General features: G+C 55.3%; 9 protein-coding genes. 3 read left to right on the forward strand and 6 right to left on the reverse strand.

Annotation, left to right across the window (positions count from 1 at the left end):
• Window positions 1-27: 27 nt before the first annotated feature.
• The 3 genes from TMES_RS11560 to TMES_RS11570 form a co-directional block, all read right to left on the reverse strand.
• Window positions 28-1,407 (reverse strand): MmgE/PrpD family protein, encoded by a 1,380-nt coding sequence (locus tag TMES_RS11560; RefSeq protein WP_085582607.1) that lies wholly within the window; start codon window positions 1,405-1,407, stop codon window positions 28-30.
• Between the two features lie 24 nt (window positions 1,408-1,431).
• Window positions 1,432-2,316, reverse strand: a complete 885-nt coding sequence (locus tag TMES_RS11565; protein WP_085582609.1) for an amidohydrolase family protein — start codon at window positions 2,314-2,316, stop codon at window positions 1,432-1,434.
• Between the two features lie 530 nt (window positions 2,317-2,846).
• Complete coding sequence (locus TMES_RS11570) at window positions 2,847-4,862, reverse strand: aminopeptidase P family protein (protein WP_085582611.1); 2,016 nt, start codon at window positions 4,860-4,862, stop codon at window positions 2,847-2,849.
• Between the two features lie 243 nt (window positions 4,863-5,105).
• Between TMES_RS11570 and TMES_RS22630 the strand changes: the two genes are divergently transcribed.
• Entirely contained in the window at window positions 5,106-5,303 is a 198-nt protein-coding gene (locus TMES_RS22630) for a hypothetical protein (protein ID WP_143589635.1), read from the forward strand.
• A gap of 271 nt (window positions 5,304-5,574) precedes the next feature.
• Entirely contained in the window at window positions 5,575-6,321 is a 747-nt protein-coding gene (locus TMES_RS11580) for an SDR family oxidoreductase (RefSeq protein ID WP_085582615.1), read from the forward strand.
• Window positions 6,322-6,395: 74 nt separating this feature from the next.
• Here the strand turns inward: TMES_RS11580 and TMES_RS11585 are convergent, their stop codons facing one another.
• Both TMES_RS11585 and TMES_RS11590 read right to left on the reverse strand, forming a co-directional pair.
• Entirely contained in the window at window positions 6,396-7,277 is an 882-nt protein-coding gene (locus TMES_RS11585; protein ID WP_085582617.1) for a 50S ribosomal protein L11 methyltransferase, read from the reverse strand.
• Window positions 7,278-7,366: 89 nt separating this feature from the next.
• On the reverse strand, window positions 7,367-9,736 hold the full coding sequence (locus TMES_RS11590; protein ID WP_085582619.1) for an ATP-dependent helicase: 2,370 nt from the start codon (window positions 9,734-9,736) through the stop codon (window positions 7,367-7,369).
• Between the two features lie 383 nt (window positions 9,737-10,119).
• Here TMES_RS11590 and TMES_RS11600 point away from each other — a divergent pair, with 383 nt between their 5' ends.
• A complete protein-coding gene (locus TMES_RS11600) occupies window positions 10,120-10,926 on the forward strand; it encodes an EF-hand domain-containing protein (protein ID WP_085582623.1) in 807 nt (268 codons plus the stop codon).
• Window positions 10,927-11,002: 76 nt separating this feature from the next.
• Here the strand turns inward: TMES_RS11600 and TMES_RS11605 are convergent, their stop codons facing one another.
• Window positions 11,003-12,796, reverse strand: coding sequence for a chloride channel protein (locus tag TMES_RS11605; protein WP_085582625.1), 1,794 nt, complete (start codon window positions 12,794-12,796; stop codon window positions 11,003-11,005).
• Window positions 12,797-12,887 lie beyond the last annotated feature (91 nt).

Here is a 12,887-nt window from a genome sequence, read left to right on the forward strand (position 1 = left end):
GCATTTTTGTTTTTTTCCCTGTTAACATTATGCGGCCATGTCGTTTGACGGCGTCCACAACATGCTTAACCCGGAAAGACTGGTCAGGGTTTCCATTGCCATAATGGCATCGTGCAAACGGGCCGCTTCCACAGCAGACAGCACCCGTGCCGCGCAATCGTCGTATTTGGCACGGATCAGTTCGCGCGGTGCCGGTTCATCGGCGTGGCGTCCAAACGGGCGGTCCAGCCGTTTGTTAAGCTGACGGCCATCGCGCAATGTCACATCAATTTCGGTCAGGTAATTGCCCGGCCGGGTTAATGACAAATCATCATGCGGGGCCGCATATACACGCCCCATCAATTCCTGCGCAACCGGGTCGTTATAGGCTTGGGCATCAAAGCTTGCGAAACTCAGCCCGCCTTCCAGCAAGGCCCGGGCCGCGCAATATTGCACACTGAATTTGGCATCAAGGCTGTTACGCAGTTCCGGGCGGTTAACATGGGTTAAACGCAGCGGATGAATGCGGGTGTTAATTTTTGCAACGTCGCTTGCGCCAAACCCGTACTGTTTTTGCAAGGAAAACAGGGCATCGACCGTGGCATGGGTGCTGTCGCAACAGGGATAAAGCTTGATGCCAATTCCCGGCTCGACGATATCAAGCGGGTTGGCCCAGTCTTTGGTCATCAGCTCGGCCTGATAATTGCCTTTGCCGTTATAGACGTTCAAAAACCCCTGTTTGGCTTCAAGCACATCAAGGCTGGCGGTAAACCCGTTTTGGGCAAGCTTGGCCGCCATCAGCCCGTGGCGGGCGGCATGGCCGACATGATAGGGTTTGGTCATGGTGCCAAAATTGGCCTTGACCCCACTGGCCAGACTGGCCGACAGCGACAGGGCAAGGGCGGTTTGATCGCGATCAAGCCCCAGAAGTTTGGCCGATGCCGCAGCAGCCCCAAACACACCCATGGTCGCGGTTGGATGCCAGCCCAGATCATAATGATGAAAATTAACCGCGCGTGCCATGCGGGTTTCGGTTTCAAAACCGGCAATAAAGGCCACCATAAAATCAATCCCGGAAACCGGCTGACTTTCGGCAATGGCAAACAGGGCTGGTAAAATCGGGGCGGATGGATGCCCGCCCATGGCGATATTTACATCGTCAAAATCAAGCGCGTGGGCAGCCGCCCCGTTGATCAGCGCGGCACATAAAATGTCGAGTTTTTCGGTCCGTCCGACCAGCGATACATGCCCCGGCGTTGCCAGCCCTTCGGTTTGCAACATGGTTTCAACCACCGGCTCGTGGGTTCCGGCAAGGGTGCATCCCACCGTATCAAGGATAACGGTTTTGGCATTTGCAATCGCAACCGGCGTTAAATCATTTTTTCCCAACGCGCAAATGCGCTCGGCAAGGTCTGTAATCAATGTCATTCTTTTTTTTCCGAAATCCGGGCGCTAGCGCCAGTAAAGCCGTTCGGGATTATCTACCAGCATGGCGTTGACGATTGCGGGATCGCCCGCCCATTGTGCGACAAGGTTCAAGGCCCGACCGTTATCTTCGGGTCGGAAATATTCAATTTTATCGGGCGAACGCACCGTGCCTGCGGCGGGCATGGTGTGCGGCCAGTCGCTTCCCCACAACATGCGGTCGGGGCGCGCGGCAAACAGGGCCTGCACAAAGGGCTGCGCATCGCCATAACCCGGCGCCGTTGAAACCCGGTACAAGGCCGACAGCTTTAAATAAACATGGTCACAGGCCAGCAAGTCACACAGCTGGGCAAAACCGGGCTGGGTCACATCCCCCGCCGCATCCAGACAACACATATGATCAAGTACCAGTGTCACCGGCAGGGCGGCAAGCTGATCAGACAGCAGGGCAATGTTGGCCAGTGTCGTGAAAACCTGAATATGCCAGCCCAGATGAGCAATGCGTTTAACCGCGTGATCAAGCTGCGCGGCAATGGTCTTGGCATCAACATCGCCGTGGGTGCGCAAGTTAAGGCGAATACCGCGCACCCCGGCATCGTGCATGCGGGCCAGATCATCGTCTGAAAAGCTGTCATCAATAACGGCAACGGCGCGCGCCCGGTCCTGGCCCAGTTGGGCAACGCCATCAAGGATGCAGTTGTTATCGGTGCCATAGGGGCTGGCCTGAACCAGCACCGCCCGGCGAAACGATAATTGCGCCAAATGATGTTTCAACGCGGCAACCGGGGCGTGGTCCGGGGTGTAAATCCGGTCTGCCGATAACGGAAACCGGTCTGCATCAAATATATGAACATGGCAATCGCATGCATTGTCTGGCATGGCAAAAGCCGACGCCTGATAAGTCTGGGTCATATTACACTCGGACGTTCCTGTTCCTTCGGCCACTGCCGACGGGCTGATAAACTTCCTGATGATCGGCCTCAAGGTCTGAGCGGTTCATATATTGTCGCGCAATGACCCTTCAAAACCCTTCGACCGGCAGGTGTCTCAGATTAAGCTGTTGGAACAAGTATCCGCCAAATTTTGAGGCTTTTTCAAATCGGTTTTCCTGTGACCCATACAAAGTTTTTCGATACCCCGACAGCATCGAACAAAATGATTATTTATCAATGATTTATTAGAAATAAATACAATTGGATAGTTTACGTATACCTGAAAATCCATACCCGGCTTAGCATCACACGATGCGCAGGCACGGCGGCGATTAAAACACTCGCACGTCATGATTCTGGCCATGATCCACCGTGAAAACACGTCCCAAACAGCGCGTTTACGCCAATATATGCGACATGCTGAAACGATATCGGGACCGCAAGGGCATGGTCCCTGCAGTCCCGATAACAATGTGAGATAACGCCGCCCCGATAAAGGGTTAACCGCCGTTAGCGGGTCATTGGCGCGGTTGCTTTTTGCAGCCATGAACGATGGGTTTCATCAAGTTCGTCAGCATAGATGGCATAAACCCGGGCATGATAATCGTTCAGCCATTGCAGTTCACCGTCATCCAGCAGGCTGGCATCAATCAAACGGCGTTCGATGGGCGAAAATGTCAGGGTTTCAAAACCCAGCATCGGTAATTCCGCCCCCGCCGGGGCGTCAATTTCGCGCACCGCGATCAGGTTTTCAATGCGAATGCCATATTCGCCTTCCTTGTAATATCCCGGCTCGTTCGACAGGACCATGCCCGGTTTCAGGGCAATTTTGTTTGGCCCCTTGGAAATGCGCTGCGGCCCTTCATGCACCCCAAGATAACTGCCCACCCCGTGGCCGGTGCCATGGTCAAAATCCAGCCCCACGTCCCATAATGGCTTGCGCGCCAGCGTATCAAGCTGCTGACCGGTGGTGCCCGCCGGGAATTTGGCCGTGGCAAGGGCGATATGCCCCTTTAGAACACGGGTAAACCGGTCGCGCATTTCATCGCTGGGCGTGCCAATAATGGTGGTGCGGGTAATGTCGGTGGTGCCGTCAATATATTGACCACCCGAATCAATCAGGAAAATTTCGCCGGGTTGCAATTTTCGGTTGGTTTCCGGGATGCAGCGATAATGGCAAATCGCCCCGTTGGGGCCACTGCCCGGAATGGTGGTAAAGCTGCTATCACGAAATAACGGGTCTTCCTGACGCAAGGATAACAATTTATCCGCCGCCGTCATTTCATCTAGCGAACCATCGGCGGCGGCATGTTCCAGCCAGGCAAAATACCGGATAATCTTTTCGCCGTCACGCTTGTGCGCCTTGCGCGATCCTTCCAGTTCAACCTTGTTTTTAATCGCCTTGGGAATGGCAATCGGGTCACGCCCGATGCGCACCGTCGCCCCGGCTTCGCCAAGCTGCATGCGCAACCAGTCCGACGCTGTTGCTTCATCCAACCGGACCGACCCGTTGCCAAGGCCGCGCAGGGCACCGGCCAGCTCGCCGGGGTGGCGCAGGGTGGCATCCTTGGCAATCCAGTCGCGGGTATCGGGCGCAAATTTGCGTTCGTCGGCAAACAAATCAACATTCCCGCTTTGGTCAATAATCGCATAGCCCAGCATCAAGGGGGTTTGCGGCACATCGCCACCGCGAATATTTAACAGCCACGCAAGGCTGTCAGGGGCTGAAATAACCGCCGCATCGCATTCCAGCGTTTCAAGCGCCCGGGCAATCGCGGCACGTTTATCAGCACTGCTTTGCCCGGCATGTTCCAGCAGATGTGGCCGTGCCGGGGCCAATGGCTGGGCGGGTTGATTTTGCCACAGGGCATCAATCGGGTTGGGGTCAATCGCCACCAGCTCCGCCCCGGCGCCCGCGCAGGCTTCACGCAATTGCTCGGCATGGGCAACGGTATGAAGCCACGGGTCATAGGCCAGTTTTTGCCCGGCTTCGATATGGTCGTAAATCCAGCCCACAGCGGGTTCATTGACCAGATGGCGATATTGGTAAATGTCGCCATTCACCTGCTGGCGCACTTGAATGGTATAGCGCCCGTCAACAAAAATGGCGGCATTTTCAAGCATGACAACCGCCGTCCCGGCCGACCCGGTAAAGCCGGTCAGCCATGTTAGACGTTCGGCGCGGGCGGGCACATATTCGCCCTGATATTCATCGGCACGCGGCACAATAAAACCATCCACACCCCTGGCGGCCAGATATTTACGCAAGCAATCAATGCGGGCCTTTGCATCAAACCCGTCGGCGGCATTGCAAAACGCGCCTTTGCGGGCATCGCGCAGGGCCAAAAGGGCTTGCTTTGTTTCGGGCGACAGGTTCGGCCCGATCAGCGCAAACCAGTCGGCGCGTGTGTCGCCATTGGCAGCGGCCAGCACCCCGTCAACCAGTTCCGTAACCGAGGCAAGATCCTTTTCGACGCCATCATTTTTCAACAAAGCGGCCAGATGCGCATCGCCCGAATAGGTCATGAAATTTCCTCTTACAAGATCTGGAATGGGGACAGGTCGTGAAACAGCGCGAGATTACGGGTTTTTGCCTATTATATACAAGTCTGAATTCAGGGACTTTTCCAGGCAAAATTGTGCATTATGCGGATCTGGTATGAAAGCCCTGCGCACTTCGCAATACAAAAGTTAACGGTTTTTAACTATGACATGTTAATGACAAAAAGATGACCCGTCGGGCCGTCAATTTGCAGGAGACAATCAACGGTGGTCCGTTTTCCATTTACTGCGCAAAGTGTTGCCCAGTCTCGTCGTCGCCAGACAGCCTATGATGGCCTTGAGCGCCTTTCCTTGCAGGATCGCATTGCGCTCGGCTTTGATACAGGCAGTGCCCAGTCTGACGAATTGAGGATGCAGGGTCTTGATGGCGATTTCGCCACCGACATGACCGCAGATCGGGACTGACTGGACCTTCCCGCCCGTTACCAGATTGTCTTTTGCACATGACATATGGCACGCAGGATTGCGGTTCACTTTCCTTGTGGTTAATTTTTGTTTCCCCTCAGAAACGGCTCCGCCCTTCCCCGGCGGGGCCGTTTCGTTTTTCCATACATTTTCCGTTTTCCCCGTTCCTGCCCTGTCACTGGCAGCAATCGTGCCATTGGCCTTGGCCTGTCTTGTCGCGGGCGGTTGAAACTGCAATAGTTTCGGCTTCATCGCCACAAGGGGCCGTATCATGACCAAAACAATCGTAATTACTGGCGGATCGCGTGGCATTGGCCGGGCAACGGCGCTGCTTTGTGCCAAACGCGGCTGGAACACCGTGATCAGCTATGTCGGCAACAAGGAAGCCGCCGAACAAACACAGGCAGATTGTGAAAATGCCGGAGGCAAATGCGTTATCGAACGCTGCGACGTTGCCTGTGAACAAGATGTGATCAGCCTGTTTGCGAGCGCCATCAATGGCTTTGGCACCCTTGATGGCGTGGTTAACAATGCCGGTATTGTCGCCTCGCCCCAGCCGATTATCGACATGGATATTGCCCGCATGCAGCGGATTTTTGACACCAATATTCTTGGTGCCTATATCGTTGCGCGCGAAGCGGCCCGGCATATGGTGCGTTCTCGCGGGGGTGCGGGTGGTGCCATTGTTAATGTGTCATCAATGGCGGCCAAACTGGGCGGGCCGAATGAATATGTTGATTATGCCGGATCAAAAGGCGCGATGGATGCCATGACCATTGGCCTGTCAAAGGAACTGGGACCGGAAGGGGTGCGGGTAAACGCCGTTCGCCCCGGCATTATCGAAACCGACATCCACGCCAGCGGCGGCCGCCCCAACCGTGCCGCCGATCTTGGCCCGGGCTGCCCGCTGGGCCGGGCAGGCAAGGCCGAAGAAGTCGCCGAAAGCATTATCTGGTTGCTTGACGATGCATCATCCTATGTCACCGGCGCTTTTATGGATGTTTCAGGCGGGCGGTAAGCCTTATTTTTCAAATAAAAACAGGGCGCAATCCTGTCGGACGCGCCCTGTTTTGCTCAATTCCGGTAACGAGGTTAGCCCACCACCAATGTGGTCCAGTTTTCAACCTTGAAACGGTTAAGCAAGGTCAGGCCGACATCGCGGTAGGCTGACAAAACAAACTGTTCCTGATGGGCGAGCAGACCTGAGAGAATAACCACGCCTTCTTCTGACAGGGTGTTGGCCAGCTCATAAGCCATTTTGCGCAGCGGGCGGGCCAGGATATTGGCGCAGACAACGTCGTAATATCCGGCATCGCGAATGCGGGCATCGGAAAAACCGTTGGAATGCAGGGCCGTTACCAAGGCGCCGATTTTGTTAATTCTGGCATTTTCACGCGCCACCCGTACTGAGGGCGCATCAATATCGGCCATCATTACCGGGCAATGCCATGTTTTGGCGCACGCCATGCCCAAAATGCCCGATCCGCAGCCCATATCGAGCGCATTGCGGCGCGGGCCGTATTTTGCCAGCCAGTCAATTGCGGCCAAACAGCCCTTGGTGGTTTGATGTTCGCCCGACCCGAACGCCAGCCCGGCATCGACCTGAAGGGCGGTTTTGGCCAATGGCAAATCGCCTTCCCAATGCGAGCCATGGACATAAAACCGCCCGACCGAAATCGGTTTGAAGCTGCGCAAATTGTCGCTGACCCAGTCCTTGGGTTCATAAATGCCAAATTCAACTTCCGGCGTGTCGGTGCCAAGCGCACTTGCCATCAGCGACACAGTGGTTTCCACCGCCACCTTGTCGATGGCTTTACCAGCAAAACCTTCGATCCGCCAATCGGTATCGGGCTCGCTGGTCAGTTCGGAATGCGACAGGGCATCGCAATAATCTGACAGGGCATCGGCAAAGGCCTCGACATGGGGGCCTTTGACGGTGAAGGAAAAATTATAGCAGCGCACAGTTTCGGTCATTTTGCTTCTCGCTTGTCACAGTCGCGCCACGGCACAACCGGTTTGAAAGTCGCGCTCCTGCGCGCCTGATTAAAATATTATCCCCGGCTTTAACCCGGCAAAATAAAGCTGTCGACCACCTTTTTGGTGCCAACCTCGTCGAAGTGAATTTCCAGCTTGTTGCCATCCACCGATCGCACGGTACCGGGGCCAAATTTACGATGGCGCACCGTGTCGCCAACCTTGTATTTCGACGACCCGCCGCGCGATGTAAACACGGCTTCGCCATCGGCCTTCACATCAATCACGTTTTTGCGCACCCGGTCCTGCCAGCCGGAACTGGCAAATTTGCGGTCAGAAAACGTGCTTTTCTGCGATTTATAGCCACCATTATTATCGCCATCATTGGCCCAACTGGGTGGTTTCATCCAGTCATCCGACCCCCAGGCACCGGGCGATACATTACCCTTACCCTGTGACAGGCCGGTATCGCTGAGGCGGTCAATATGATCGACCGGTAATTCATCGACAAAGCGCGATGGCAGGGCACTTTGCCACTGGTTATAAATACGCCGGTTGGCGGCATAGCTTACCGTGGCCCGCTTGCGCGCCCGGGTAATGCCGACATAGGCCAGGCGGCGTTCTTCTTCCAGCCCCTTAACCCCGCTTTCATCCATGGCGCGCTGATGGGGAAATACGCCTTCTTCCCAGCCGGGCAAGAAGACATAATCAAATTCCAGCCCCTTGGCCGCGTGCAAGGTCATGATGGTGACTTTTTCGCGCTCGTCGGACTGGTCATTTTCCATCACCAGCGACACATGTTCCAAAAACGTGGTCAGGTTTTCAAATTCGCCAATTGCGGAAACAAGTTCTTTCAGGTTTTCCAAACGGCCCGGTGCGTCAATTTCCTTCGATGTCCGCCACATATCGGTATAGCCGCTTTCATCCAGGACTATTTCCAAAACCTCAACATGGCTTTTTTCGGCCAAAAGCGCGCGCCAGCGGTCAAAATCGCCCATAAAATCGGCCAGCGTCTTGCGCAGCCTGGGCTTTATTTCCTCGGTCCCGATCAATTCGCGGGTTGCCATCGGCAAGGATATCGATTGATCGCGCGAATATTGATGCAGGGTTTGCAAGGCCACCTTGCCAACCCCGCGCTTGGGCACATTAACAATGCGTTCAAACGCCAAACTGTCGTCGGGCTGGGCAATCAGCCGGATATAAGCCAGCGCATCGCGAACTTCCTGTCGTTCGTAAAACCGCGCGCCGCCAACAACCCGATAGGGCACACCGAGCGTGATCAGCCGCTCTTCAAATTCGCGGGTTTGAAAACCGGCACGGACCAGAATGGCCATTTGCGAGGCACCAATACCGCGCGTTTGCAGGGTTTCAATATCCTCGCCGACCAGACGTGCTTCAGACTCACCATCCCACACGCCTTTAACCTGCACCTTTTCGCCGGTGTCAATTTCGGTCCACAATTCCTTGCCCAAACGGCCGGAATTATGCGCAATCAATTGCGAGGCAGCGGCCAGAATATGCGGGGTGGAGCGATAATTTTGCTCCAGCTTAACCACATGGGCGCCGGGAAAATCGGTTTCAAAGCGCAGGATGTTGCCAACCTCGGCCCCGCGCCAGCTATAAATCGCCTGATCATCATCGCCAACGCAGCAAATATTACGATGCACCATCGCCATGGCGCGCAGCCACAAATACTGCGCCACGTTGGTATCTTGATATTCATCAACCAGAATATAGCGAAAGCTTTGCTGGTACTGGCGCAAGACCTCGGGGTGTTTTTGAAAAATCGTCAGGCAATGCAACAATAAATCGCCAAAATCGGCGGCATTCAGCACCGTCAGCCGTTGCTGATAAATCCGGTAAAGCTGCTGGGCGCGGCCATTGGCAAATTCCATGCCTTCGGTGGCGCGATCCGGGGTTAGGCCCTTGTCTTTCCAGCGCTGAATAATTCCCATCAACTGTTTGGCAGGCCATTTTTTAACATCGATTTGTTCGGCATCCATGATCTGCTTTAACAGGCGCACCTGATCGTCGGTATCAAGGATGGTGAAATTTGATTTCAACCCGACCAGTTCGGCATGGCGGCGCAACTGGCGCGCAGCCAGCGAATGGAACGTGCCCAGCCACCAGCCTTCAACCGGGCGGCCAAGGGTGGCGGCGACACGTTCCTGCATTTCGCGCGCGGCACGGTTGGTAAAGGTCACCGTCAGGATTTGCTGGGGATGCAAATATTCCGGCGCGCCACTTTTTGTTTCCAGCAAATAGGCCAACCGGGTGGTCAACACCCGGGTTTTGCCGGTACCGGCCCCGGCCAACACCAATAACGGCCCGTCCAGCGTCGCAACGGCGTCACGCTGTTCGGTATTAAGGCTGGTCAGATATCCCGGTTCGGGGCCATCTTCCAGGCGCATATCCGGGGCAGAGCTGTATTCGTCGATTTCAAAGGGATCATCAGTCATGGCGACCTATATAACATGCCTGTGCGTATGAACCAGTGCGCGATTGTATTTTTGACAAACAAATCATGAACACCAACCCGGTTTAAGCCCTTGTCGCACACAGGTAAAGCCCGGCATTTCCACCGCAACCGCTGGCGGCAAATCTGGCCCGCCATGACGGATAAAAACGCGAAAATCCGCACATTTTTTATCGCACCGCGCCCACCGATACGCCGCATCGCAGCAAATTCGCGCCCACCGGGCATTGGCCCCAAAATTGCTTGGATAATCAATGCCTAACGCAATCGTTATCGGCACCCGGCAAAACATGCCGCCTTTTGGCATGCGGGCGTTGGAAAACGGTTGGGTCTGGCAGTGTTTCCCTTGTCAAACGGGAGATTTAAATGACGAGTGGCATAAGTGGTCTTGGACTCGGCGGGCAGATATTCTCCAGCCGCAGTGCAGACAAAACGGCTGCCCTTGGTGCTATCGAAGATATCGCAGGTTTTAGCGCAGGAAGCGCGTCTACCGAGGACACAACGACAAGCGACAGTACGTCTGGTTTAGACAATCTGTTGAAATATACCCCGCAACTTTCCGACAGCCTTCAAGGCTTTATGGTGAGTTTGCAGGAAACGACCCAAAGTTCGCAATCAAATGGCGCGGTGGAAGCCAGCCAGATGTTTGACAAACTTGACAGCAATGGTGACGGCGCGCTGAGCAAGGAAGAATTCCTCGCGGGCAAGCCCGATGATGTCAGTGACGATCAGGCCGAAAATCTGTGGGAACAGATTTCCGGGGGCAGCAGCGACGCTGTGAGCCAGGATGATTTTGTCACCGCCATGCAATCGGGTGCCGGAGCCCCGCCCGCCGGTGGCGGCGGTGGTGGTGGTGGATCGGGCGATGATAGCGAAGAAAGCTATGACGCCCTTGATACCAACAAGGACGGCGTTGTCAGCCTGCAGGAATTGATGGCGGCAAGTTCGGGCACGGAATCCGTTTCGGATGATGACCTGGCAAACCTGATCAATTCTGACAGTGATGGTTCCACAACCAGCACCACATCGACCAGCGCATCAAGCAATGCGGGCAACCTGTTTGCCAGCACGTTTGGGACCACAGGTTCGAATGTGAATTTTGACAATCGCGTTCTGGCGCAAATGATGACCGGCAACTCTGCCAGCTATCAGGCCGGTGCGGGTCTTGCCTAGGCAACCGCTGTAAAACTGCTGATTTTTATCACAAAGGGCGCGTTTTTGCGCCCTTTGTGCTTGGTAATGCAAATGCTTAAAACAGTTTTGGTGGCGCGTCCCCACGTTCTTCGCTGTGCAGTTCCAGCAAGGCGCGGTTATAGGCCATCATGGCGTCCTTTTCATGGACAAAGCCAATCATCAGTTTGTCGTCGTTGCTGGCAACCACCGGCAAATGTTCATCGCCGGTTTGCTCCATTAACCGAATGGCATGTTCGATGCTGTCTTCGCGGCACACCACCGGCGGCTCTACCCGGGCCAGTTGGGTTGCCGTTACATCGTCGCCAATGTCGGGGTCAAAGGCGGCGTGGCGCAAATCGGCCAGAGTGATGGTGCCGACCAGTTTTCCTTCCGCATCAAGCACGAACAATTCGCCATAGGGCGCATTGATCAGCTTTTCGCGCAACCGGCTTAGCGGCTCGTCGGGCAGGACGGTGGCAAACTGCTTTGTCATCACATCGACCACCTTTAGGCTGCGCAGCAAATTAACCTCGCGCCCCCAGCGATGGCTTAACCCGCGCTGGCGCAATTGCCAGCCAAAGAACGACCCGCCCTGCGCCTGATCGGCAATCATGGAGGCAATAACCGATGCCACCATCACGGCAATGGTCAGTTCATAATCGCCGGTCAGTTCGAAAATGATCAGGGTGGTTGAAATGGGCGCGCCCAACATGGCCGCGGCCACCGCCCCCATCCCGACCAGCGTATAGGCCCCGTGGCCTGACGACAAATGTGGCAACAAGGCCGTGGCAGTAAGGCCAAACGACCCGCCCAGCATGGCCCCTAAAAACAAAGCCGGGCTAAACACACCACCGCCAAACCCCAAACCAAGGCACAGCACAACCAGCACTGCCTTAACCACCAAAAGCTGACTTAACAGCGACCAGGAATACACTTCGTAAAGCGCATCGTTAATTGCGCCATAACCAACGCCAACAATTTGCGGATACCCCACCGCCATTATTCCCACCGCTAACCCCGCCAGCGCCGGGCGCGCCCACAGCGGAAGCCCGGTTGACCCGATAAACTTTTGCGTAAACCCGACAGAGCGCACGACCAGAATGCTGAGAATACCGGCGCACACACCAAGCAACGCAAAAGCGGGAAATTCCAGAAAAGATGCAATTTCGTGGGCCGGAATCAGAAACGAAATATCATGGCCGAAATACAGCCGGGTTAAAATGGTACCGCTAACCGATGCCAGCACAATCGGGGCAAATGCCGTGAGCGCATAATGGCCCAGGGCCACTTCATGGGCAAAAAGGGCACCGGCCAGCGGCGCATTAAACGATGCCGCCACCGCCGATGCCACCCCGCAGCCCAGCAAGGTGCGCGCGGCACTACGACGCAAATGCAAAATGCGGGTTAACCATGCGCCAATGGTTGCGCCCATATGCACAACCGGCCCTTCGCGGCCCAGCGATGCGCCACAGCCCAGCGACACAACATTCACCAGTGCCGCCTTGATACCACCGGTTGCCGACATGCGGCCATCATGAAAGGCAGCGGCATCGATCACGTCGGCAACGCCCAGAACCCGGCGTTCGGGCATGAAATGATAAACAAACACACCAATGATCAACCCGCCCAGTGTGGGCACCAAAATAAGATGCCAGGCGGGCAGGTTTTGCAAAAAATAATGCACCGCCTCGTCAGACGATCCAAACCCCAGTTTTTGAATGAACAACAGGACTTCGCGAAACACAATTGCCACCGCCCCCACCAGCGTGCCCACCACAAGGGCAAGAACCGATAAAATCAGTTGTTCCCCCTTTAAGACACGGCGCAAGCCCGCAAAGATGCGTGGATTTCGCAAACTGATGACTGCCAATGCCCCGTGTCCCCTGCCCTGTTTTTAATGCGAAACATGTCGCAACCCCGGCGATTATATCGCACTGCGCCATTATAACCGTCAAATTTTC

The sequence above is a fragment of the Thalassospira mesophila genome (genome assembly GCF_002115755.1).
Lineage (GTDB): Bacteria > Pseudomonadota > Alphaproteobacteria > Rhodospirillales > Thalassospiraceae > Thalassospira > Thalassospira mesophila.